Source organism: Streptomyces sp. 6N223 (genome assembly GCF_052246635.1).
Classification (GTDB): domain Bacteria; phylum Actinomycetota; class Actinomycetes; order Streptomycetales; family Streptomycetaceae; genus Streptomyces.
In genome coordinates this window covers 1-23,139 of the sequence record NZ_JBQQCA010000036.1, presented here as the reverse complement: position 1 = coordinate 23,139, position 23,139 = coordinate 1, and the positions used below count along the sequence as shown (strand labels likewise).

Sequence of the window (23,139 nt, the reverse complement as noted above, 5' to 3'; positions counted from 1 at the left end):
GCCGATTGTATGCGAGTCAATTCGGATGATCCGCATGCGACCATGCCGATTGACCGTTGAACGAAGGAGACCCCCCATGTCCCAGCCCGAGGAGGCCGCAGCCCCCGAGCGGTTCATCACCGTGTCCCTGGAGAAGCGCGGAGTGAGCTGCACCGCCAAGCTCCTCAGCGACCGGGCCCCCATCACCTGCGACGCCGTCTGGCACGCGCTGCCGCTGGGCGGCGACGTCTACCACGCCAAGTACGCCAGGAACGAGATCTACGCCCTCGTCGAGCCCTTCGCCGCCGTGGAGCCGCCCCTTGAGAACCCCACCATCACGCCGATCCCCGGCGACCTGTGCTACTTCACCTTCACCGGCACGCAGCTCGCCACCGCCTCCTACGGCTACGAGCAGGACGCCCATCACCGGGGCCGGGCCACCGTCGTCGACCTCGCCCTCTTCTACGAGCGCAACAACCTGCTGATCAACGGCGACGCCGGCTGGGTGCCCGGCATCGTCTGGGGCGCCGTCGTCGACGGCCTCGACCGCATGGCCGACGCCTGCCAGGACCTGTGGCGCGCCGGGGCGCTCGGCGAGACCCTCAGCTTCCGCCGGGAGTAGGGCCCACGGCGGCGTCCGGCGCGGGGCCCGCGGCGAGGCGGGGCGCGGGAACGCCGGCCGCGCCCGCCGCGTACAGCGCGTGCGCCGCCCGCAGCAGCGTGGCGTCCCCGTGCCGCGCCGCCACGAGCTGGAGCCCGATCGGCAGCCCGTCCGCGTCCACGCCGCACGGCAGCGAGCAGGCGGGCTGCTGCGTCATGTTGAACGGATAGGTGAACGGCGTCCACTCCGTCCACCGCCGCATCCCCGAGCCGGTCGGCACCTCCAGGCCCAGGCCGAACGCCGTGAGCGGCATCGTCGGCGTCACGAGCAGGTCGTAGGAGGTGTGGAAGAGACCCATCACCTTCCCCGCCGCCATCCGCACGTCCACCGCCGCCAGGTAGTCCAGCGCCGTGTACCGCGCCCCCGCCTCGCAGACCTCCTTCAGGCCCGGGTCCATCAGCGCCCGCTGCTCCGCGTCGAAGTGCTGCGTCACCCGGGCCGCGCCCGCGAACCACAGTGTGTGGAACGCCTCCCGCAGCTCGCCCAGCGGCGGCAGCGGCGGGTCGGTCTCCGTCACCTCCGCCCCCAGCCGCGCCAGCACCTCCACCGCGCCGCGCACCGCCGAGGCCACCTCGGGCGCGGGCGCGGCCCACGCCTCGTCGCCGAAGCCCAGCGCGGGCGAGTACGCCACCCTCAGTCCGCGCACCGCCTCCACCGCCGCCGCGCCCTCGGCGAGCCGCGAGCGGAAGCCGCCCGGCGGAGGATCGCCCAGGTGCGACCAGTCGCGCGCGTCCGGCCGCCCGATCACGTCCAGCAGCAGCGCCGCGTCGGCCGCGTCCCGTGTCATCGGCCCGACGTGCGCCAGCGTGCCGAAGGCGCTCGCCGGGTACAGCGGCACCCGCCCGTAGGTGGGCTTCAGCGCGAAGATCCCGCAGAACGACGCCGGGATGCGCACCGAGCCGCCGCCGTCCGTGCCCAGGCTCAGCGGCCCCGCGCCCAGCGCCACCGCCGCGGCGCTGCCGCCGCTGGAGCCGCCGGCGGTGCGAGCGGGGGCGTACGGGTTGCCGGTCGCGCCGTGCGGCGGACAGTCGGTCACGCCCTTCCAGCCGAACTCCGGCGTCGTCGTCTTGCCCAGGAAGACCGCGCCCGCCTCGCGCAGCCGCGCCACGGCCGGCGCGTCCTCCTCCCACGGCCCGGCCATGCCCGTGGCGGCCACCGCCGAGGAGCCGCGCAGCGTGGGGTGGCCGCGCAGCAGCAGGATGTCCTTGACCGTCACCGGGACGCCGTCCACCGGACCGGCGGGCTCGCCGCGCCGCCAGCGCTCCTCGGACTCCCGCGCCCGCCGGTGGGCGTCGGCCGGGTCGAGCAGCACGAAGGCGTTGACCGCGGGCTGGATCTCCTCCGCCCGCTCCAGCGTCTCCTTCACCGCCTCCACGGGGGAGAAGTCGCCGGCGGCGTAGCCCGCCGTCAGCTCGGACGCCGTGAGCGCTGTGAGATCCGTCACTCCGGTCATCGCTCTCGTTCCTCCCTCGCCTCGGCCGCCCCCGCGCCGGGGACGTATCCCAGCCGCTTGTCCACCACGTTGAACAGCGGCTCGCCCGCCACCCAGCGGTCGAAGTTGTCGCAGAACTGCTCGGCCAGGTCCTGGCGCCAGCCGACGGTGTCGCCGCTCATGTGCGGCGAGACCAGCAGGCCGGGCGCGTCCCACAGCGGGCTGGACTCCGGCAGCGGCTCGGCGGCGAAGACGTCGAGGGCCGCCCCGGCCAGGCGCCCGCCGCGCAGCGCGGCGTCGAGATCGGGCTCCACCACGTGCTGCCCGCGCCCGACGTTGATGAAGCGTGCCCCGGGCTTCATGCGCTCGAACGCGGCGCGGTCGAACAGCCCGCGGGTGGCCGGCGTGAGCGGCGCGGCGCAGATCACCCAGTCGGCCCCGGGCAGCAGCTCCGGCAGCGATTCGCTGGCGTGCACCCGGCCGAAGTCGGGGTCGGCCTCCCGGGCGCGGCGGCCCACCAGGTCCACCTCGATCCCCAACGCCCGCAGCGTGACGCCGATTCGGCGGCCGATCGGCCCGGATCCGACGACCAGGGCCCGGCTGCCGTGCACCTTGGCGGTCTCGCGGTGGCGCCAGCGGCGTTGCCTCTGCAATTCCCAGCTACCGAGAAAATCCTTTGCGAAGGCCAGCACGAGCCCGGCGACGTATTCCGCGATGGGCCGGTCGAAGACGCCGCGGGCATTGGTGACGACGGCGGGGGAGTCCATGAGTTCGGGGAAGAGAAGCCGGTCCACGCCCGCGCTGGCGGTGTGGACCCACGCCGGGCGGGGCCCCGGCCCGGGCCAGGCCTCGCGCACGGCGTCGGACAGGAAGTCCCACACCAGCAGCACGTCGGCCTCGGGCAGCCTCGTGGCCAGCGTCTTCTCGTCGCAGTGCAGCACTCGGGCCCGGCCCGACAGCCGGTCGAGGCGGGGCAGCGGCTCGGCGTCCAGCACGAGGACGCGGGGTTCGCGGGGAATGGACATGGCGAGGAAACCGTTCCGAAACCGGGGCTCGATTTGATAGTCAGCCAAGGATTGACCACGGTAGGAAGCAGAAACTACATTCGTCAATGAACGTTCCCCCCAAGGCCTCGAAGGCACCGGCTCATCCAGCCTCCAACAGCCTTATCTCAGCGTTCCGGCGACGGAGTGGTCTCCCGCTGTCCTGTGGCCCTGCGTTTGTGAATCGAGGTTCGCAAATGGATGTGTCGTTCCTGGGCGGTCCGCAGCCCCAGCGTGGCATAGGGGTGGTCGCCCCTTTCGACTTCGCGCTCGACCGCGAGCTGTGGCGCTGGGTCCCCGACGACGTCTCGCTCCACCTGACGCGAACGCCGTTCGTGCCCGTCGAGGTGAGCCTTGACCTGGCCCGGATGGTCAGCGAGCACGAGACGCTGCGCGAGGCCGTCCGCGCGCTGACCGCCGTGAGCCCCGAGGTGGTGGCGTACGCCTGCACCTCGGGCAGCTTCGTCGGCGGCATGGCCGGGGAGCGGTCCATGGCCGCCGCCATGGCGGCCGCCGGCGAGGTGACGTCCCTCACCACCTCCGGGGCGCTGCTGGTCGCGCTGCGCGAGCTGGACGTCCGGCGGGTGGCCGTGATCACCCCGTACACCAAGTCGGTCACCGACTCGCTGGAGGACTACCTCCACGAGGCCGGCGTTCAGGTGTGCGGGCGCAGCTATCTGGGGCTGACCCGGGAAATATGGCGGGTGCCGTACCGTGACGTGGTGGAGATGGCGCGGCAGGCGGTCGACGGCGCCCCGGACGCGCTCTTCATCAGCTGCACCAACCTTCCCACCTACGACGTGATCCCGCAGCTCGAGGCGGAGCTGCGGATGCCCGTCATCTCGGCGAACCAGGTGACGGTGTGGGCCGCGCTGCGCATGATCGGCAAGGACGCCGTCGGCCCGTACCAGGCCCTGCTGGACCCGGCGGCCCGCCGTGGCCCGGCGTCGATGACCCCCATGCCCCCGGTGCCCCGGACGCCGCCGCTGGCGTCCGTGGCGCCGGCGGCCCCGGAGGAACGGGACCCTGAGGTGGCGTCGTTCGCCGAGGGCGAAGAAGACCTCGGCGGCGAGGTGGCCTAGCCAGCCGGGGCTCCCTAGCCAGCCGGGGCTCCGCCCCGGACCCCGCCGGGCTCGGTGGACGAGGACGGCGCCCAACCGCACACACACGCACTGCGCACCCGCACGCGCACCCGCACGACAGGAGCCGCATGACAGCCACGACCGCCATGACGACCCCCACCGTGGGCTTCCTCTACCCCGGCTACTCCGCCGAGGACGACTATCCCCGCATGGAGTCGATGCTCCGCGACGCGGGCGGACGGGCGCGGCTGCCGCTGGTCCACACCGACATCGGCACCGACGCCCACCGGGTGGACGCCCTGCTGGAGATGGGCTCGGTCGAACGCCTGGCGGCCGGCCTCGGCGAGCTGCGGCTCGAGGGCGTCCAGGCCGTCGTGTGGGCCTGCACCTCGGCCAGCTTCGTCTACGGCTGGGACGGCGCCGCCGAGCAGGTGCGCGCGCTGGCCAAGGCGGCCGGGCTGCCCGCGTCCAGCACCTCCTTCGCCTTCGCCCACGCGGCGCGGGCGCTGGGGGCGGCGCGCGTGGCGGTGGCCGCGACCTATCCGGAGGACGTGGCCGCGCTCTTCGTGGACTTCCTGAAGGCGGCCGGGATCGAGGTCACCGCGATGCGCGGCAGCGGCATCATCACGGCGGCCGAGGTCGGCACCTGGGGCCGCGAGGAGGTGCTGCGCCTGGCCCTGGAGGGCGACGACCCGGCGGCCGAGGCGGTGCTGCTGCCGGACACGGCGCTGCACACGGCGGCCTGGGTGACCGATCTGGAGGCGGCGCTCGGCAAGCCGGTGCTCACCGCCAACCAGGTCACCGCCTGGGAGGGCCTGCGCCTCCTGACCGACCCGCCCACCGTCCCCTCCCTCGGCCGCCTCTTCTCGGCCTGACGCCCCACCATCCCTCAAGACGTGGGGTCAGGGGGCGAAGCCCCCCGACCGTGACCCGGCCGGCGCGCGGCTGGCGCCCAGCAGCGCGCCGATCCGCTCCGCGGCCATCGGCCGCGCGTAGTGCCAGCCCTGCCCCGCGTCGCACCCGATGCGCCGCAGCCGCTCCGCCTGCGCCGGCCCCTCGACCCCCTCCGCCGTGACCGTGAGCCCCAGCTTGTGCGCGAGCTGGACCAGCCAGACCACGATCGTCTCGTCGGCCGGGTTGAGGTGCCGCGCGGTGCGGAAGCCGCGCACGAACGTGCCGTCCAGCTTCAGCACCCGCACCGGCAGGCGGCTGAGGTAGGCCAGGTTTGAGTAGCCCGTGCCGAAGTCGTCGATGGCGATGCGCACGCCCATCTCCGCCAGCTCCCTCAGCACCCGCAGCGGCCGGCCCGCCGAGCACATCACCGCCGACTCGGTCAGCTCGAGCTGGAGCAGCCCGGCAGGCAGGCCCGTCTCCTCCAGCACCCGCGCCACGTCCCCTGTGAGGTCGGAGTCCCACACCTGGCGGACCGCCACGTTCACGCTCACGAAGAACGGCGGCCCGGGGTGGTCGAGCTGCCAGCGCCGCGCCTGGCGGCACGCCTCGGCCAGGATCCACCGCCCCAGCGGCACGATCGCCCCGGTCTCCTCCGCCAGCGGCACGAAGCGGTCCGGGCTGAGCAGCCCGAAGCTCGGGTGCCGCCAGCGCACCAGCGCCTCCGCGCCGCACAGCAGCTCGTCGGAGAGCCCGACGATGGGCTGGTACTCCAGCGTGAACTCGCCGCGCTCCACCGCCGGGCGCAGGGTGGCGGCCAGCGACTGCCGGGTCATCCGGTTGGCGTTGCGCTCGTGGTCGAAGAGCGTCCAGCGGGCCCGGCCGTCGGCCTTGGCCCAGTACAGCGTGGTGTCGGCGGCCTGCATCAGCCCCGTGGGGCAGGTGCCCTTGGCCTCCCGCTCCACCACGCCGATGCTGGCGGAGACCACCAGCCGCTGCCCGGCCAGCTCGAAGGGCTGCTGCACGGCGCCCAGCAGCTTCTCCGCCAGCCGCGTGAGCTGCTCGGTGCCGGTCGACCCCTCCACCAGCACGGCGAACTCGTCGCCGCCCAGCCGCGCCACCAGGTGCCCGCCGGCGCCGGTGGCGCACTGGGTGAGCCGCTGCGCGGCGGCGGCCAGCAGCTCGTCGCCGACGCGGTGGCCGAGGGCGTCGTTGACGGCCTTGAAGCCGTCGAGATCGAGGTAGCACAGCCCGATCCGGCCGGTCGCGGAGTCGGCGAGTGCGGCGGTGAGGCGTTCGAAGAACAGGGCCCGGTTGGGCAGGCGGGTCACCGGGTCGTGCATCTGGGTGTGGCGCAGCTGCTCGCGCAACTCGCGGCGTTCGCTGATGTCGAGGATGGTCACCAGCGCCGCGGGGCCGCCTGGGTCGCCGGTGGCGCCGTCGCCGTCCTCGGTGTCCCCGCCGCCCGCGTCGCGCGCGCCGGCGTCGCGCGCCCCCGCGCGCGTCCGGGTGGGCAGGACGGTGATCTCGGCCCACACGGCGTGGCCGTCCGCGTGTTTGAGGCGCCGGGTGCAGCGCAGCCGGTCGCTGCGGCCGCGCAGCACCGCGCGGTACGCGCCGCGCGTGCGGTCGTCGAGGCCGAGCCCGGCGACGGTCTCGGCCCGCATGCCGAGGAGGCTCTCGGGTGCGACGCCGAGGAGCAGCCCGAGGGCGGGGTTGGCGGAGAGGATGCGGCCGGCCCGGCTCACCAGCGCCATCGGCAGCTGTGCGATGGCGAACGCGGCACGGTAGTCGGCCGGGTCGTCGCTCGCCTCGCCCCTCCGATCGTTACTTTCTGTAGTCTTTTGCGGGGTGGTGTCATGAGGGCCTCCGGGGTCTTGGCCCGGTGGGTGGGGGGTTCCGTTCACCGATCGCTCCCGAAGGGGACTCGTCGCCCGCGGACGGTGCTGTCGGACATCCCCCGGCTGTCCGCAGACGTATCCGCGCTGGAAATGTGGCGATCATAGAGGCTGCGGCGGTGCCCTAGCCAGCGCCCGTCGGACTCCGGATGCCCTGCGACACCTGTGCGTGCGAAGGATTTTCGACCGCGCTCCGCGGACTGATCGTTTCTGCTCGGTGACTGCTTTCTCTCGGAGCGCTCTCGACCGATCACGACTGATCGCTACGCAGCGTCACATTCCTCCTGTGACCCGGGCGGCCTATCGAAACAGGACGAGTGCGGTCGTATCAGAACAAACTCTCAACAAGGCTGTCTCGGTAGCCACAGGGTTGTCTTCCGGCGCGAGGGGAGGTCGCCGTGCGCCGTTCCCGCAAGCGATCCGCCACCGTGGCCACCACGCTGGCCGCGCTCCTCGGCGCCTCGGTGACGGCCGGCCCGGTCGGCGACGCGCTCGTCGGCGTTCCCTGCGGGCTGCCGCGTGCCGCCATCCACCACTCCGAGGGCGTCGACAGCTGGAACGCCGAGTACACCCAGCCCGTGGGGCGGGTGGAGACGGTGATGGTCTTCCTCTCCTTCCCCGACTCCCGGCCCCGGTCGTCCCCGGCGGCGATCGCGGCCGACTACTTCCCGGCGACCTCCGACTTCTTCCGCGCCGCCTCCTACGGCCGCCTCGACCTCGGCGTTCACGTCGTGCCCGAGTGGGTGCGGATGCCCGCCGCCTCCACCGCGTACGGCATACAGCGCGACTGGGAGCCGGAGCTGCGCTCGGCGTACCTGCGCGACGCCGTGGAGGCGCTGGAGGGCCAGGTGGAGCTCGGGGAGTACGACATCGTGTACCTGGTGGCCGACCCGGACGCGCCGGGCGTGGACTCCGACGCCACCAAGGTCGTCAACTTCGACCAGCCGCTGGCGGTGGGCGGCACGGAGATCCGCCGGATGGTGACGGTCTTCGAGCACCGCCCGCCCGACCGCAACGTGCTGGCCCACGAGACCGGCCACGTCTTCGACCTGCCCGACCTCTACCGGCGCCCGGCGGACGACCTCGGCGACTGGGACACGCGTGTGGGGGACTGGGACCTGATGGGCAGCCAGTTCGGGCTGTCGCCGGAGCCGTTCGCCTGGCACAAGTGGAAGCTGGGCTGGCTGGACGCCGAACACGTCGACTGCGTGGCCTCGCCCGGCATCACCCACCACACCCTGCAGCCGCTGACGGCCCCGCTGGACGCCGTCCACCCGCAGGCCGACACCCGGCTCGCGGTGGTGCGCACCGGCCCGACCGAGGCGCTGGTCGCGGAGGCCCGCACGCCGGAGGGCAACGACGCGAGCGCATGCAAGGGGGGCGTGCTGCTCTACCGGGTGCGCAGCGACGTCGCCTCCGCCGAGGGTCCGGTCTCCGTCCTCGACGGCCATCCGGCCAGCTCCGCGTGCCACGGCGGCTCCGTCCACCCGCGCCTGGCCGACGCGCCGCTGCGGAGCGGCGAGAGCTACCACGACGCCCCCTCCGGCGTCCGCGTGGAGGTGGGCGCCCGCACCGCCACGGGGGGCTGGGACGTCAAGATCGAGGTCCCCGAGGCCGTGGCCCGCGGCTGAGCCCGGGCCGGCCCTTCCCTCCGGTGCCCTCGCCTCTGTCCCGCCTCTATCCTGAGATGGCCGCCGGTCGGCGGCCATCAGTCGTGGTGAGCGGTTCACGAGATTCAGTGCTTCAGGCGATTCAAGCGGTTGCGGTGGGAAGGTGTCGCTGTGTTGATGACGGGGAAGATCCTGCGCTTCGACGAGGTGCGCGGGTACGGGTTCATCGCGCCCGACGAGGGCAACGAGGACGTGTTCATGCACGCCAACGACCTGCTGGAGGAGAAGTACCTCTACCAGGCGGGCCGGCACGTTGAGTTCTTCCTGGAGGAGGGCGACAAGGGGCCCAAGGCCTCCGAGATCCGCCTCATCCGGCGTTCGGACCCCTCCGGGCCGTCCGGGCCGGTGCCCCTGGCGGAGCCGCGGCCGGCCCCGGCCCGGCGCGACGACCTGGACGACGACTCCACGTGCGACGTCCTCACCCCGGAGGAGCTCCGCGCCGAGCTCACCGAGACGCTGCTGGCGGCCGACCACACCCTCACGGCGGGACAGATCCTGCACGTGCGGAGCCGCCTGGTGAGCCTGGCCTCGGACCACGGCTGGGTGGAGCCCGACGACTCCTGAAGGGCGCCTGGCGGCGCGCGCGTTCGCGTTCTGCGCGTCCCCCGAGCATGGTGGACGTCGCCAGGGAAGCGGGCGTGGCGCACGTCACCGTCAGCCGTGTGCTCAACGGCCATCCGTCGGTGCGCCCGCAGACCCGGGAGCGGGTGGTCGCGGCCATCGAGCGCCTGGGGTATCGCCGCAACGGCCTGGCGCGGTCGCTGAAGAGCGGGCGGTCGATGGCCATCGGCCTGGTCATCGCGGGGTCCGATCTCTTCGAGCTCCCTCGCACTCTGCGCGGCGTCGAGGGAGCCGCACAGCAGTCCGGCTACTGGGTGAACATGAGCAGCTGGCAGGGCGGCGGCGACGACCAGCTCGCCGGGACCGTGGACCGGTTGACCAGCGAGGCGGCCGACGGCGGTGTTCGCCGGGAACGACCAGATGGCGATGGGCGTGCTCGCGGCGTTCGCGGAGGAGGGCGTGGCGGTCCCCGGGGACGTCTCGCTCGTCGGCTTCGACGACATCACGGGGTCGGAGTACCTGGTCCCCTCCCTGACGACGGTGCGCCAGGACTGCGTCACGCTCGGCCGCACGTCCATCGAGGTGCTCGTCGGCATGATCGGCGGGGCGCGGCCGCGTCACCACCTCATTCCGCCGACCCTCATCGTCCGGCGCAGTTCGGCGGCGCCGCCCCGATGACGGCCTCTCCCTGGACGGCGCCCGCGTCCGCGCCCGCGTAGGCCACGTCCTCGACGCGGCCGGACACCCAGGACCACGGCCCAGGTGTCCATCGGTCACGAACCGGACTGCCCGACATGGTCGTTCGGCGAGGAGACCGTCGAACCGCTCGGCGGCGCCGCCACCACGCCGATCAACGAGGAGGACGGCGTCGCCCACGCGCCGGCAGTGGGTCGGCAGGAGATCGCCGAGCGCTCAAAAAAGCGCCTCACCTACGGGAAACCCGCAGGTGAGGCGCTTGACCGTCAGTGCGCCGCCAGGGACTCGAACCCCGGACCCGCTGATTAAGAGTCAGCTGCTCTAACCAACTGAGCTAGCGGCGCCTGGTGACGTAGGAGACCTTAGCACCCCCGTCTGCCTGCACAAAAATCGGTTACGCGCATGCCCTGGCCAGAGGCGGTACGGCGGTCGTTCAGCCGTCGTTCGGCAGTCAATCGGTGGGGGAGCGGCGCCGCTGCAGCTCCCGACCGTAGTCGATCATCTTCTGTGCGTAGTCCTCGGTCCAGCCCGCGCGGTCGGCGATCGCCGCGGCCGGGAGGCGGTCGAAGCGGCGCGGGTCGGCGAGCTGGGCTGCCGCCAGCGCCTGGTACTCCACGGCGCGGTCGGCCGCCGCCTGGAACGCCACGGCGAGCTCGGTGGAACGGCCGAGCAGCTCGGCCGGGTCGGTGAGCGACTCCAGGTCGAAGAAGTGCTCCTCCTCCCGACCACGCTCGTCCGCCGGATCGAAGAACAGCGCGGCCGGGCGCCGGAAACGCGGGGGTCCCGGGCGCCCGCCGCTACCTGCGGAGTGGGGGTCGGACATCGGTGATCTTCTCTCCACGGCGGGTCGCTGGGGTCACTGTGGCGGAGCGAGTTCCTTCCGCTGCGCGGGTCCATTGTCCCCCGGCGCCCCCCGCGACCACGAGCCGCCGCCCTGTCCACCCTGTCCGGCCTCGCCGTTCCGCTGCGCCGGCGTGCGCCGGCCGCCGCGCGCCACCTGGAGGCTGTCGTGCTCTGTGCCGGGCGCGGGCCGGGCGAGGCCGAAGCGGGACTGGAAGCGGTACGACAGCCCCAGCAGCGGGCGGGCCAGCAGCAGGCCCAGCGTCATCACCAGGGTCCCGGCCAGGGCGTCCAGGAAGTAGTGGTTGGCCGTGCCCATCACCACGATCGCCGTGGTCAGCGGGTACGCCACGGCCAGGGTGCGCACCAGCCGCGAGCCCGAGCCGTAGTGCCACAACGCGACGCCGCACCACAGCGACCAGCCCACGTGCAGGCTCGGCATGGCGGCGTACTGGTTGGTGAAGTCCCCCATGCCGCTCGGCGCGCTGGCGTCGTCCGCCCACCAGCCCCAGTTGCTGTACTGGGCGAGGCTGTCGACGAAGCCGTACCCGGGGTCCAGCAGCCGGGGCGGGCTGGTGGGCACCAGCGTGAAGCCGACCAGTCCCAGCAGAGTGGAGGTCAGCAGCCAGGTGCGCATCAGCCGGTAGTGCAGCGGCCTTCGGTGGTAGAGCCATATCAGGATGATCGGCGTCACGACGTAGTGCAGCGAGGCGTAGGCGAAGGCGGACGGGACCCCCAGCCAGGCCTCTTGGGTGAAGAGCTCGTTCAGCGGGTGCTCGGCGTTCAGCCAGAGCGCGCGCTCGACGTTCAGGATGGCCCGGCCGTTGTCTATCGCGGTGTGGACGTCGCCTCGCGCCAGCACGCGGGCACCCGTGTACGCCCCATACACCACCACGATCACCAGCAGCTCGGTCCACCAGCGTGGCCGGTCTCGGGGCATTTTCTCTTAACTCCACATCACGTCATCGTCGGCGGCGGCCCGCGCGCATCCATCCACCGTACGGCGCGGTCCTATCTATGTGACGCCCGGGGCGGCCCGTACGGTTGCGTGCACGATGATGAGTGATGAGCGCGATATCTGAGGCCGCAGGGGCGGCTGGGAACTGGGAGGCGGGCATGGCGCGGCGGATTCTGCTGGTCCGGCACGGGCAGACCGAGTGGTCGCTGACCGGTCGGCACACCGGACGGACGGACGTGCCGCTGCTGGAGGCGGGCCGGGCCCAGGCCAAGGCGGTGGGGGAGCGGCTGCACCGCCCGCCCTTCGACGGGCTTCCGGGGGCCGAGGTCCGCACCAGCCCGCTCTCGCGGGCGGCCGAGACCTGCGAACTGGCGGGCTTCGGGGAGCGCGCGACGGCGTGGGACGCGCTGGCCGAGTGGGACTACGGCGATGTGGAGGGCCTCACCTCCGATGAGGTCGCGCGGCGCCGCGGCGGGGATTGGCTGATCTGGCGGGACGGCGTGACGGGAGGGGAGAGCCTGGCGGAGCTGTCGGAGCGCGCCGACACGGTCGTCGCCTGGGCCCGCGCCACCGCGCCGGACGGCGACGCCGTCCTCTTCGCCCACGGCCACATCCTGCGCGCGGTCGCCGCCCGCTGGCTCGGCGAGAGCGTCCGCTTCGCCGCCCGCCTCGCCCTGTCCCCGGCGGCGATCTCCATCCTCGGCTGGGCGTACGGCGAGCCGGCCCTGGAGCGCTGGAACGACACCGGCCACCTGTAGCCCTGCGGGCGGCTCGGCAGCGAACGCCCTGCCGCCCGGCCCTCCTGCCGCCCGGCGCCCGCGAGCCTGCGGCTCGTGCCCGGACGCGGCCGCGCGTGCGAGCGGGCCCGCGCCCGGGAGCCCTCAAGTCCCCGGCGCCCTGGCCGTCGAGGCCGCTGCGGTGTGCGGCTGCCGGCGGCCAGAGGCCGACGCGCGGGCCGGTGTGCCGCCGTCTTTGCCGGCCCCGGGAGGTCCACGGCGGGCCGGAGTGGCTGGGGGCAGCGCTCGGTCGGTCCGTGCCGGCGCGAGCGCCGGTGGTCGGCTGTCGGCGCTTGGAGTGCTCGGCTGCGGCGTGTGGCCGTCGGGACGGGCCGGGGGCCCGGATGCCGGGCGCCGTCCGAGCGCCCGCGTCGCCCGCCTCGGGCGGCGTCAGGCAGGGGCAGGGGGCGTCCCCGGCTGCCGGTGTCTCACGCGGGGGCCGCCCCCGGCGGGTCGGGTGCCGCGGTGCGGAAGGAGGCGACGGCGGGCTCGTCCAGGTACGGGGTGAGGCGTTCGGCCGTCGTGCCGAGCAGTTCCTTCACGCGCGTCGACCTGACCTTGCCCGCGGCGCCGGTCCCCGCCCGGGCGCCGGCGTTCAGCAGGGCCAGGGCGCGGTGGCCGGCGGCCGTCGCCTCCTCCGGCTCGCCGTGGCGGGCCAGGTGGTCGGCGAGTTCGGCGGAGAAGAGCGCCAGGTTGCGCACGAAGTGCGGCTGCCGCAGCTGGACCTCGACGGCCCGCCGGGCCTGTTCGGCCGCGCGGCCGAAGTCGCCGAGGGCCGCCCAGCACTGCGCCTCCAGGCTGGCCATCTCGGCCTCGCCGAAGAAGGTCATCCACTCGGGATCCGCCTCGCGCGGCCCCTGGCCGAACAGGCGGCGCGCCCGCGCCAGCGCCTGTATGCAGCCGCTGCGGTCGCCCATGCCCGCCCAGCCGCCCGCCTCGCGCAGCGCGAGGAGGGACAGCAGCCGTGGGGAGGACGACGGCAGCTGGCGGGCCGCCTGCTGGCCCGCCTCGGCCGCGCGCACGGCCTCGCGGGGGCGGCCGGCGTCGCGTGCCAGGAAGGCGGTGTTGCAGAAGGCGTGCGCCTCCAGGCCGGGATCGCCGCTGACGCGGGCGGTGGCCAGCGCCTCGGCGTAGTGCGAACGTGCCTCGGCGAAGCGGCCGGAGTCGTGGGCCAGCCAGCCGACCGAGATCGCCAGCTCGCCGGCGCCGGTGTGGAGCCGGTCGCTGACCGACTGACGGCGGGACCCGGCGTCCAGCATCAGGTACGCGGCGCGCAGCGCGTCACCGGCGGGTCGGTAGAGTGCGTCGGCGCCGTACTCGTCGTCCAGCAGCCTGATGTCGCGCACCGCCTGCCGCACGGCGGCGGCCTCCCGCTCGCCGGGGCGCCCCGCCGAGAGCGGGCCGGGGGAGGCGTGGAGGGCGGCGGTGTCGAGGGCAGCGGAGGAGGACTGTCCAAGGGAGGTCAGGGACGCGAGGGCGGCCGGGCCGCCCGTCATGAAGGCGCGACGCAGCACATCGCTCTCCTCGGTGTCGTCGGGATCGTTGGTGCCGTTGGTCCTGTGTCCGGTGCCGGCCTCGCTGCCGGGCCCGGTCCCTGTCGTGCGCGGCCTGCGCCCGCGCACCGCCTGCCGGGGTTCGAACCCCAGATCGATAAGAGTGCGACCAGGGAACATATGGATGAATACCCGCTCGTAGGCATAGTTAGGGCAGCGGATCTCTCCGGACTCGACCCGGCCGATGTAGCGCGCGTCGCACGCCACACGCTCGCCGATCTCCCGCGCCGCGCGGCGCACCGCCGCGGCGAACTCTCCTGGTGACCTGTCTCCCCGCAACTCCCTGAACGCACGGTTGGGACCGGCGCCCCGGGGCGCGGCTGCTGGCCTCGCCATGGCGCGGACGGTACCGGCTGCGGCCACGGCCGCTCTATCCGATATCACGACAAACCAGGTCATGTCACTCGCGATCTGCCATGAACTGCCATCCTTTGGGACGGTCGCGGCCCGTAGCCGTTGACAGCCGGGCGGCGTTGTACCTCTCGACCGACCGCGAACCGCGAGGAATCGCAAGGGGGATGAGGAGGGATCCGCATGGTGGAGGCCACGGAGATCGGCACCCGCGAGACGGCGGCCTGCGAACTGGTCACCGTGCCCGCCCGGGAAGGTCTTGAGGCCGTCGCCATCCTGCGCCTGCGCGACGGCGTCGGCCCGGTGCTGCACGACCGGGACGGCGACACGCTCGGCTTCGTCGTGCCGCCCGGCACCGCCGAGCGCTGGAACCTGCCCGGCAGCGCCTGCACCCAGGCGCTGGGCCCGGTCCGGGCCGCCAAGCCGCCCGTGACCGGCACCGGCTGGCTCATCGCCCCCGACGGCGCCGTCCCCCAGGCCACCGAGCCGGAACGCCTGCGCGCCGCGCTCGACGAGGTGACCCACATGCTCGCGGTCGTCGACCGCTGCGGCCCGCTGCGCGATCCGCTGCCGGGAGCGTGAGACCCGGCGGGGCACCGTGACGCAGCGGCGGCGGCGATACCCCCTGTCGCGCACGCCGCCGGCGCCGTCACACTGTCCGTGTGATGAGAAAGAGGCGGCGCCGGCACGGCGGCGGGCGGGGGATCGTGAGCGAGCGCGTCGGCGGCGGCGTCGCCGAGCTCGTGCCGGACCCGGACCGCCCGGACGCCTGGGAGCTGCTGATCGACGGGGCCGCGCAGTCCCACGTCGACCTGGCCGAGCCCGGGCGGCTGGCGTTCGAGTACCAGCGGCGCCTCGGCCACGCCGCCGACCTCGTCGCGCCCCCCGGCCGGCCGCTGCGCGCGCTGCACCTCGGCGGCGGCGCCCTCACCATGGCCCGCTACGTGGCCGCCACCCGCCCCCGCTCCGAACAGCAGGTCGCCGAGCCCGACACCCGGCTCACGGCGTTCGTACGCCGCGAGCTGCCGCTGCCGCACGCCAGCCGGATCCGGGTGCGGGCCGCCGACGCCCGGGCCGTGCTCGGCAAGCTGCGCGACGGCTGGGCCGAGCTCGTCATCACCGACGTCTTCGACGAGGCCAGGACCCCGGCCCACTGCACCAGCGCGGAGTTCCTCGACGAGGTGCGGCGCGTGCTCGCCCCCGGCGGCTGGTACGCCGCCAACCTCACCGACGGCCCGCCGCTGGCCCACCTGCGCCGGCAGGCGGCGACCGCGCTCAGCCGCTTCGGCCACGTCTGCCTCGCCGCGGAGCCGTCCGTGCTGCGCGGCCGGCGTTTCGGCAACGGGATTCTGCTGGCCGCCGACCGGGAGCTGCCGGTGGCCGAGCTGGTGCGGCGTTGCGCGGGCGACCCGCACCCGGCGCGGGTGCTGGCCGGCGGCGAGCTCGCCGACTTCATCGCCGGGGCGGCCGTGGTGACCGACGCCACCGCCGAGCCCTCGCCGCGCCCGCCCGCCAGCGTCTTCCGCTGACGCGGACGCGAACATGGCGAGGGCCCCGGCCCGGTGCCACGTGGTGGCCGCACCGGTCCGGGGCCCGCCTGGCGTGCCCGGCGTGGCGGGCGGTGACGGAAACGCCGGGCACGCCCTCCCCCCTTTCGGGTGGTCCTGCGGTGATCTCGCCTCAGTCGGGCAGCTGGCCCGCGGCGATCACCTCCGAGTACCAGCGGGCGCTCGCCTTCGGGGTCCGCTGGAGGGTCTCGAAGTCGACGTGCACCATGCCGAACCGCTTGCTGTAGCCGTACGCCCACTCGAAGTTGTCCAGCAGCGACCACAGGAAGTAGCCGCGCACGTCGGCGCCCTGCGCCATCGCGTCGTGGACCGCGCCGAGGTGGCCGTGGAGGTACGCGATCCGGTCCGGGTCGTGCACCAGGCCCGACTCGTCCGCCTTGTCCTCGAACGCGCCGCCGTTCTCCGTGATGTAGAGCGGCAGCCCCGGGGCCTCGCGGTGGAAGCGCAGCAGCAGCTCGGACAGGCCGGTCGGGTCGATGACCCAGCCCATCTCCGTGCGCTCGCCCGGCGCGAGGTGGAAGCGGACCAGGTCGGCCGAGCCCACCCACGGCGAGTGCTCGCTGGAGCCGTGCCCGTCGGCGCCCTCGGTCGGGTCGCCGTCGGCCGCGGCCGAGACCACGGACGGGGTGTAGTAGTTGAGGCCCAGCCAGTCCAGCGGCTGGTGGATCGTGGCCTCGTCGCCGTCGCGCAGGAAGGACCAGTCGCTGACGCGCGCGGTGTCCTGCTTCAGGTCAGCCGGGTACGCCCCGTGCAGCACCGGGTCGGTGAAGATCCGGGTCTGCAGCGCGTCGATGCGCCGGGCCGCGTCCTTGTCGGCCGGGCTTTCCGAGTACGGGCGGGAGACGACCGGGTTGAACGTGATCCCGATCTGGGTGTTCTTCGGCAGCACCGAGCGCAGCGCCTGCGTGGCCAGGCCGTGCGAGAGGTTGAGGTGGTGGGCGGCCTTCAGCACCGACTCGGGCTCGGTGCGGCCGGGCGCGTGCACCCCGGAGCCGTAGCCCAGGAAGGCGGCGCAGAACGGCTCGTTGTGGGTGGACCACATGCCCACCCGGTCGCCGAGCGCCTCGCCCACCAGGGCCGCGTAGTCGGCGAATCGTTCCGCCGTCTCGCGCGCCGGCCAGCCGCCGGCGTCCTCCAGCTCCTGGGGCAGGTCCCAGTGGAAGAGGGTGAGGGAGGGGACGATGCCACGCTCCAGCAGGCCGTCGACGAGCTCGCGGTAGAAGTCCAGACCGCGCTGGACCGCCGGGCCGCGGCCGGTGGGCTGGACCCGCGACCAGGAGACCGAGAAGCGGTAGCCGCCCAGCCCGAGCCCGGACATCAGCTCGATGTCCTCGCGGAAGCGGTGGTAGTGGTCTGCGGCGACGTCTCCGTTGTCGCCGCCGAGAACCTTGCCCGGGGTGTGGCTGAAGGTGTCCCAGATGGACGGCGTACGCCCGTCCTCCCGCGCCGCGCCCTCAATCTGGTAGGAGGAGGTGGCCGCCCCCCACAGGAAGTCCGGCGGAAACACCCGGGGTTGGTTTTCAGTCATGGAAGCGCTCCCATTTGATCGAAGGAGGGGATCAGACCTCGGTGGGGGGGATCAGCCTTTGATCGCTCCGTGCATGATGCCGCCGACGATCTGCTTGCCGAACAGTGTCAGTGCGACGAGCAGCGGCAATGTGGCCATCACCGCGCCGGCCATGATGGCTCCCTGGTTCTGGACATAGCCCTGGCTGACGCCGGTCAGCGCCACCTGGACGGTCGGGTTGTCCTGGCTGAGCACGATGAGGGGCCAGAAGAACTCGTTCCAGGCCATCACGAAGGTGAGCATGCCGAGCACGGCCATCGCCGGTCTGGCGGCGGGGAAGACCACGTGCCACACCACGCGCAGGCTGTGCGCGCCGTCCACGCGGGCCGCCTCGATCAGCTCGGTGGGCAGCGCCTGGACCAGGTACTGGCGCATGAAGAACACGCCGAAGGCGCTGACCAGCATCGGGACGATCACCGCCTGGAGGTGGTCGGTCCACCCGAGGTCGGAGATGTACATGAACAGCGGCACCACGGTCAGCTGGGGCGGCACCATCATCGTGCCGATGACCAGCAGGAACAGCATGTTCTTCGCCCGGAAGCGGAGCTTGGCGAAGGCGAAGCCCGCCAGGGTGCAGAACAGCACCGTGGCGAGGGTGATGGTGCTGGCCACGATCGTCGTGTTGACCATGGCGTGGCCCAGGTTGCCCTGCTCCCAGGCCTGTTCCCAGTTCTCCCCCATGTGGCCGCCGAACCAGAACGGCGGGGTGGACTCGGCCAGCCGCGTGTTGTCGTGGGACGAGGCGATGAAGGCCCAGACCAGCGGCGCGATCGAGCCGAAGGCGAAGATGGCCAGGATGGTGTAGCTGAGCCAGCCACCGTGCAGCTGCTTGCCGGCGCTGCCCGCCCGCCGGCCACGCCCGCGGCGCGGCGGGGGTGGCGGTGGACCGTCGCGGCGGTCCGCGGCCGGCCTCCCGCCGGTCGGTGTCGTTGTGGTGGTGGTCGCCATCACGCCTCCTCGCCGATGCCGCCGGTGCTGCGACCCACCCAGCGGGTGAGGACCCAGTAGATGAGCCCGATGACGATCAGCAGCAGGAACATGACCCAGGCGATGGCCGCGGCCCGGCCCAGGTGCGTGTTGTACCAGCCGATCTCGTACATGTAGAGCCCCAGCGTCTGGTACTGGCCCTGCGTTCCGCCCTGCGGCTGGCCCTCGCCGAAGAGCATCGGCTCGCCGAACAGCTGCGTGGCGCCGATCGTCGAGACCACGATCGTGAAGAGGATCGTGGGCCGCAGCGAGGGAATCGTCACGTTGCGGAACTGCTGCCAGCGGCTGGCACCGTCCAGCGCCGCCGACTCGTACAGCTCGTTCGGCACGGCCTGCATGGCGGCCAGGTAGATCAGTGCGTTGTAGCCGGTCCAGCGCCAGATCACGATCGTCGAGACCGCGAACTGCGAGGTCCAGTGGCCGGACTCCCAGTCGACCGGGTCGATGCCGACCAGGCCGAGGCCCCAGTTGATCATGCCGAAGTCGCGGCCGAAGAGCATGGCGAAGACCAGGGCCGCCGCCGCCACCGAGGTGGCGTACGGCGCGAGCATCGCCACGCGGTAGAACATGCTGCCGCGCAGCTTGTAGTTGAGCAGGTGGGCCAGGCCCAGGGCCATCGCCAGCTGGGGCACGGTGGAGATGATCCCGATGGTGAAGGTGTTGCGCAGGGCCCGCCAGAAGAACTCGTCGTCCCACAGCCGGCTGAAGTTGTCGAAGCCGACCCACTCCATCTCGTCGGGGTTGATCATGTTCACCTGGTGGAGCGAGACCCATCCCGTGTAGAGCAGGGGGAAGAGCCCGAAGGCGGCGAACAGGATGAAGAACGGGGAGATGAAGGCGAACGGGCTGTACTTGATGTCCCAGCGGTAGCGGCGCGAGTGCCAGGAGGTGCGGCCGGCGTGTTTGCCCGGTGACTTGCCGGGGGACCCGTCCGGGCCGTCCTGGTCGCGCTTCCCCAGTGTGGAAGCGGGGCGCGGGGCCGCGCCCCCCGGGTGTCCGGGAGGCGCGGCCGCGTTGTGATCAGTCGTCATCAGCCTTTCCGATCACTCCGCCAGTGCGTTCTCGAGCTCGTCAAGGGTGTTCTGCCAGGCGTCCTCCGGCGACGCGCCCTGCTGCTCGATCTGCACCAGGCCGTCGGTCAGGCCCTCCTGGATGACCTGGTCGCTCGGGCCGATGATCGCGCTGGGGATCTCGGCCGCGGCGTCGGAGAAGATCTGCCCGGTCGGTGCGCCGCTGAAGTACTCGGACGTGGTCTCGCGCACCGCGGGGTCGTTGGCGGCCTCCTCCGAGCTGGGGAAGACGTTGGTCTCCTTGAAGAGCGTGACCTGCTGCTCGGGGGCGGCCAGCCAGGCGGCGAACTCGACGGCTTCCTCGACGTTGTCCGTGGCGGCCGGCACGCCGATGAACGAGCCGCCCCAGTTACCCGCCTGCGGCGCGGGAGCCACGTCCCAGGTGCCCGCGCCCTCCGGGCCGGTGTACTCCTCGATGTTGGCGAGCATCCAGGAGGGGCAGACGATGGTGGCGAAGGCGTCGTTGGTGAAGGACTGGTTCCACTCCTGGCTGAACTGCTCCAGCTGGGCGGTCATGCCCTCGGTCTGCGCGGCGCGGACGCCCAGGTCCCACGCCTCCTGCACCCCCTGGCTGGTCTCGTAGACCGGCTCGCCCTCGGCGTTGTAGTACCGCTCGTCAAAGCTGCTGAGGACGGCGTTGTAGAAGCTGCCGGCGGAGTCCACGAAGGCGGCGTCGCTGGAGGTGCCCGCGAGGAAGTCCTCGCCGACGTCCAGGTACTTCTCCCAGTCGCCCTCCCACAGCGCGGCGACCTCCTCGCGGTCGGTGGGCAGGCCGGCCTCCTCGAAGAGGTCGGTGCGGTAGCAGATCGCCATCGGGCCGATGTCGTAGCCCAGGCCGATCACCCGGCCCGCCTCGTCGGTGGCCTGATCCACCTTCCAGTCCTGGAAGTGGCTCATGTCCACGTCGTACTCGTTGAAGTCGACCCAGCGCTGGCTGAGCTCGCCGGTCATCTCGGCGACGTTGCCGACCTCGATCGCCTGGACGTCCGACATGCCGCTGTTCTGGGCGAGGCGGGTGCGCAGCCGGTTGATGTAGTCCTGGAGCTCCTCGACCGAGTTCTCCTCGATCGTGATGTTCGGATTCTGCTTCTCGTACTTGTCGTAGAGCCCGGCCGCCTCGTACGCGATCGTTCCGAAGAGGCCGATCTCGAGCGCGGTGTCCCCGCCGCCGCTTCCGCCGTCGTCGTCGCCGCCGCAGGCGGCGAGCAGACCGGTGGCGAGGACGGCGGTCAGGCCGATGGCGAGGGATCTGTGCGCCCGGTGGCGCGGTGGCTTGGATATGCGGGAAATACTACGCATGACGGGTCGTCCTCCTGGCGCACTGAACGTTGCCTTCCCGGCCGGGTGGTGCGACGCGTGGGGGGCAGGGGGCCTGGGCTCGGAACGTACGGGTTCTGTAGGGTTTGGGATACGTGGGAGCGCTCCCAGTTGTGATGTGTTGAAGGGTTCCGGAGCCTTCGACAAGTGTCAAGACGTCAGACCATGCGTCTCGGTGTCCGTGATGTAGTTGGATCCTGGGGCGGCAATCGGGAGGAAGCATGACAGTGGCAGAACGCGGCACAGGCCGCGACGGCAGACCAACGCTCGAACAGGTCGCGGCCCGGGCGGGGGTGGGCCGGGGCACCGTCTCGCGCGTGATCAACGGTTCACCCAGAGTGAGTGACCGGACGCGCGCAGCAGTACAGCAGGCCATCGCCGACCTAGGATACGTCCCGCACCGCGCCGCACGGGCGCTCGCGGCCAACCGCACCGACGCCATCGCCCTCGTCGTGCCCGAGCCGGAGGAACGCCTCGCCGAGCCGTTCTTCGGCGGCATCATCCGCGGCGTGAGCGCGGAGCTGGCCGACACCGACATCCAGCTGCTGCTCACCCTCATCCGGACGCCGCGGGAGCGGGAGCGCTTCACGCAGTACGCCACGAGCCAGCGCGTGGACGGCGTTCTGCTGATCTCGGTGCACGGCGACGACCCGCTGCCCGACCAGCTCGCCGAGGCGGGCATCCCGGCGGTGATGACCGGTCGCAGGACGGCCGAGGAGCAGGTGCCGTACGTCGACTGTGACAACGTCGGCGGCGCCCAGCTCGCCGTCGAGCACCTGCTCGGGCGCGGGCGCGCCATGGTCGCGACCATCACCGGCCCCGCCGACATGTACGTGGCCCAGTGCCGCCTGGACGGCTACCGGGCCGCGATCCGCGCGGCCGGGCGCGAGGTGGACGAGGGCCTGATCGCACGCGGAAACTTCACCGAGGAGAGCGCGTATCTGGCCATGCACGAGCTGGTGCGGCGGCGGCCGCGCCTCGACGCGGTCTTCTGCGCCTCCGACCTGATGGCGGTCGGCGCGCGGCGGGCCCTGCGCGAGCTGGGGCGTTCGGTGCCGGACGACGTGGCGCTGGTCGGCTTCGAGGACTCGGCGCTGGCCCGCCACATGGATCCGCCGCTGACCAGCGTGAACCAGCCGACACAGGCGATGGGCCGGGCCATGACGCGGGCGCTGCTGGAGGAGATCGGCGACAGCGACCCCGACCTGCCGCGGCTGGTGCTCCCCACGGAGCTGGTGCGGCGCGCCTCGTCGTGAGAGGCCGTGAACACCGACAACCCCAGAACGCGGCATGCACGCCGCATGCCGAGCACGCGTGGCGCGAGGACGCCGTCCCCGGCGAATCGGCGTGAAGGCGTCGCGGAGGTGGCGCGGAATCGGCGTTCGGTGGCGTGGCTGCGGCGCGAACGCGGCGCGGAACAGGCGTGCGGTGGCCGGGCGGGGCGGCACAGCGCGCACGGCCGCGCGCGGGACGACCTTCCGTACGACGTTGTCCGCCAGCTCGCCGACCTCGGCATCGACCAGGTCCTCGACGTGACCGGGGTCCTCGACCCCCCGACGTGGCCGGATCCATGGACTTCTCGCGGCCGATCGCGCCCGTGGCGCTCGCCGTGATCCACCACGTGAACGACGAAGAGGACCCGCTGGGCGTGGTCAACGCCTACAAGGAGCGCCTCGCGCCCGGGAGTTACCTCTCCCTCTTCTTCTTTCTCTTCTTTCTCTTCCTCTCCCACTTCTGCAGCAGCTTCCCCGAGGCCCGCGCGAAAGAGGCCGTCCTGCAAAAGGCCCGTGGGCGAGGGCGGACGCGCAGCCTGGACGAGATCACGGCGTTCCCGACGGCTTCGAGCTGCTGGAGCCGGGCGTGGTGCCGCCGCCGTGGCGCCACTGTGGCGGCCGGAGCGGCCGGTGAGGGAGCCGCTCGACGCCGGCGGTCTGGCTGCTGGCCGGGGCCCGGCGCGCAAGCCCTGAAGCCTGAACCCGAGGCGGGCCGGCCCCGCGTGGCCCGGACGCAGCTCGCCCCCGGTGCCTGGAGGGCACCGGGGGCGAGTGCGTGGGGGGCTTCGGGAATCGTCGGCCGGCCGCCGCTCAACCGCCGGTCAGCCGATCATGGATCCCGTGGGGGTCACAGGGGCGGGTGGGCGTTCTCCAGGAGCTCCTGGAACTGGGCCTCGAACCAGTGGCCCGAGAGCGGGGCGTTGCCCAGTGCGCCGGAGGGGTTGTTCTGGTTGAGCGGGTTGCCC

20 protein-coding genes, 1 tRNA gene and 2 pseudogenes are annotated in these 23,139 nt (G+C 72.9%); 12 read left to right on the top strand and 11 right to left on the bottom strand.

Annotated features, from left to right (window positions below; all coding sequences use genetic code 11):
* Positions 1-76 precede the first annotated feature (76 nt).
* On the top strand, positions 77-601 hold the full coding sequence (locus ACTWQH_RS21480) for a DUF3830 family protein (RefSeq protein WP_443288294.1): 525 nt from the start codon (positions 77-79) through the stop codon (positions 599-601).
* Here the strand turns inward: ACTWQH_RS21480 and ACTWQH_RS21475 are convergent.
* Positions 582-2,093, bottom strand: a complete 1,512-nt coding sequence (locus ACTWQH_RS21475; protein WP_443288293.1) for an amidase — start codon at positions 2,091-2,093, stop codon at positions 582-584. The genes ACTWQH_RS21480 and ACTWQH_RS21475 overlap by 20 nt on opposite strands.
* Entirely contained in the window at positions 2,090-3,097 is a 1,008-nt protein-coding gene (locus ACTWQH_RS21470; protein ID WP_443288292.1) for a D-2-hydroxyacid dehydrogenase, read from the bottom strand. Before ACTWQH_RS21470 ends, ACTWQH_RS21475 begins: the two co-directional genes overlap by 4 nt.
* A 215-nt stretch (positions 3,098-3,312) precedes the next feature.
* Here ACTWQH_RS21470 and ACTWQH_RS21465 point away from each other — a divergent pair, with 215 nt between their 5' ends.
* Complete coding sequence (locus ACTWQH_RS21465; protein ID WP_443288291.1) at positions 3,313-4,197, top strand: maleate cis-trans isomerase family protein; 885 nt, start codon at positions 3,313-3,315, stop codon at positions 4,195-4,197.
* Positions 4,198-4,325: 128 nt separating this feature from the next.
* Entirely contained in the window at positions 4,326-5,072 is a 747-nt protein-coding gene (locus ACTWQH_RS21460) for a maleate cis-trans isomerase family protein (RefSeq protein ID WP_443288290.1), read from the top strand.
* Positions 5,073-5,099: 27 nt separating this feature from the next.
* Here the strand turns inward: ACTWQH_RS21460 and ACTWQH_RS21455 are convergent, their stop codons facing one another.
* Positions 5,100-6,995: a putative bifunctional diguanylate cyclase/phosphodiesterase gene (locus ACTWQH_RS21455; protein WP_443288289.1), complete on the bottom strand. Its 1,896-nt coding sequence runs from the start codon at positions 6,993-6,995 to the stop codon at positions 5,100-5,102.
* Positions 6,996-7,384: 389 nt separating this feature from the next.
* On the opposite strand from ACTWQH_RS21455, the gene ACTWQH_RS21450 reads away from it, so the two are divergent.
* The 4 genes and pseudogenes from ACTWQH_RS21450 (at position 7,385) to ACTWQH_RS21435 (ending at position 9,895) form a co-directional block, all read left to right on the top strand.
* Positions 7,385-8,617: a M6 family metalloprotease domain-containing protein gene (locus ACTWQH_RS21450; protein WP_443288288.1), complete on the top strand. Its 1,233-nt coding sequence runs from the start codon at positions 7,385-7,387 to the stop codon at positions 8,615-8,617.
* A gap of 156 nt (positions 8,618-8,773) precedes the next feature.
* Entirely contained in the window at positions 8,774-9,220 is a 447-nt protein-coding gene (locus ACTWQH_RS21445; RefSeq protein ID WP_443288287.1) for a cold shock domain-containing protein, read from the top strand.
* Between the two features lie 47 nt (positions 9,221-9,267).
* Positions 9,268-9,342: pseudogene (locus ACTWQH_RS21440) on the top strand (LacI family DNA-binding transcriptional regulator); the annotation flags it as partial.
* Positions 9,343-9,616: 274 nt separating this feature from the next.
* On the top strand, positions 9,617-9,895 hold the full coding sequence (locus tag ACTWQH_RS21435) for a substrate-binding domain-containing protein (RefSeq protein WP_443288286.1): 279 nt from the start codon (positions 9,617-9,619) through the stop codon (positions 9,893-9,895).
* Between the two features lie 288 nt (positions 9,896-10,183).
* Here ACTWQH_RS21435 and ACTWQH_RS21430 read toward each other — a convergent pair.
* The 3 genes from ACTWQH_RS21430 to ACTWQH_RS21420 form a co-directional block, all read right to left on the bottom strand.
* Positions 10,184-10,257: transfer RNA gene (locus tag ACTWQH_RS21430), tRNA-Lys, on the bottom strand.
* Positions 10,258-10,364: 107 nt separating this feature from the next.
* Positions 10,365-10,736 carry a hypothetical protein gene (locus ACTWQH_RS21425; protein ID WP_443288285.1) on the bottom strand — a complete coding sequence of 124 codons (372 nt, stop codon included), beginning with the start codon at positions 10,734-10,736 and terminating at the stop codon, positions 10,365-10,367.
* Positions 10,737-10,769: 33 nt separating this feature from the next.
* Positions 10,770-11,693 (bottom strand): phosphatase PAP2 family protein, encoded by a 924-nt coding sequence (locus ACTWQH_RS21420; RefSeq protein ID WP_443288284.1) that lies wholly within the window; start codon positions 11,691-11,693, stop codon positions 10,770-10,772.
* A 176-nt stretch (positions 11,694-11,869) separates the two neighbouring features.
* On the opposite strand from ACTWQH_RS21420, the gene ACTWQH_RS21415 reads away from it, so the two are divergent.
* The gene (locus ACTWQH_RS21415; RefSeq protein ID WP_443288343.1) at positions 11,870-12,469 is read left to right on the top strand and encodes a histidine phosphatase family protein; all 600 of its coding nucleotides are present in this window, start codon (positions 11,870-11,872) and stop codon (positions 12,467-12,469) included.
* Positions 12,470-12,915: 446 nt separating this feature from the next.
* On the opposite strand, the gene ACTWQH_RS21410 is transcribed toward ACTWQH_RS21415, so the two are convergent.
* The gene (locus ACTWQH_RS21410) at positions 12,916-14,376 is read right to left on the bottom strand and encodes a tetratricopeptide repeat protein (protein WP_443288283.1); all 1,461 of its coding nucleotides are present in this window, start codon (positions 14,374-14,376) and stop codon (positions 12,916-12,918) included.
* A 198-nt stretch (positions 14,377-14,574) separates the two neighbouring features.
* Here ACTWQH_RS21410 and ACTWQH_RS21405 point away from each other — a divergent pair, with 198 nt between their 5' ends.
* Positions 14,575-14,973: a hypothetical protein gene (locus ACTWQH_RS21405; RefSeq protein WP_443288282.1), complete on the top strand. Its 399-nt coding sequence runs from the start codon at positions 14,575-14,577 to the stop codon at positions 14,971-14,973.
* Between the two features lie 83 nt (positions 14,974-15,056).
* Positions 15,057-15,920, top strand: a complete 864-nt coding sequence (locus ACTWQH_RS21400; protein ID WP_443288281.1) for a spermidine synthase — start codon at positions 15,057-15,059, stop codon at positions 15,918-15,920.
* A 151-nt stretch (positions 15,921-16,071) separates the two neighbouring features.
* Here ACTWQH_RS21400 and ACTWQH_RS21395 read toward each other — a convergent pair whose 3' ends face one another.
* From ACTWQH_RS21395 to ACTWQH_RS21380, 4 genes are read right to left on the bottom strand one after another with little or no spacing between them, the layout of a single operon-like run.
* On the bottom strand, positions 16,072-17,487 hold the full coding sequence (locus ACTWQH_RS21395) for a GH1 family beta-glucosidase (protein WP_443288280.1): 1,416 nt from the start codon (positions 17,485-17,487) through the stop codon (positions 16,072-16,074).
* Between the two features lie 51 nt (positions 17,488-17,538).
* The gene (locus ACTWQH_RS21390) at positions 17,539-18,474 is read right to left on the bottom strand and encodes a carbohydrate ABC transporter permease (protein WP_443288279.1); all 936 of its coding nucleotides are present in this window, start codon (positions 18,472-18,474) and stop codon (positions 17,539-17,541) included.
* A complete protein-coding gene (locus ACTWQH_RS21385) occupies positions 18,474-19,544 on the bottom strand; it encodes a carbohydrate ABC transporter permease (RefSeq protein WP_443288278.1) in 1,071 nt (356 codons plus the stop codon). The genes ACTWQH_RS21390 and ACTWQH_RS21385 overlap by 1 nt, the downstream gene beginning before the upstream one ends.
* Positions 19,545-19,556: 12 nt before the next feature.
* A complete protein-coding gene (locus ACTWQH_RS21380) occupies positions 19,557-20,882 on the bottom strand; it encodes an ABC transporter substrate-binding protein (RefSeq protein WP_443288277.1) in 1,326 nt (441 codons plus the stop codon).
* 239 nt (positions 20,883-21,121) lie between these two features.
* On the opposite strand from ACTWQH_RS21380, the gene ACTWQH_RS21375 reads away from it, so the two are divergent.
* Both ACTWQH_RS21375 and ACTWQH_RS21370 read left to right on the top strand, forming a co-directional pair.
* Positions 21,122-22,156, top strand: coding sequence for a LacI family DNA-binding transcriptional regulator (locus ACTWQH_RS21375; protein WP_443288276.1), 1,035 nt, complete (start codon positions 21,122-21,124; stop codon positions 22,154-22,156).
* A gap of 134 nt (positions 22,157-22,290) precedes the next feature.
* Positions 22,291-22,719 (top strand): annotated as a pseudogene (locus ACTWQH_RS21370) (SAM-dependent methyltransferase); the annotation flags it as partial.
* Positions 22,720-23,139: the final 420 nt, after the last annotated feature.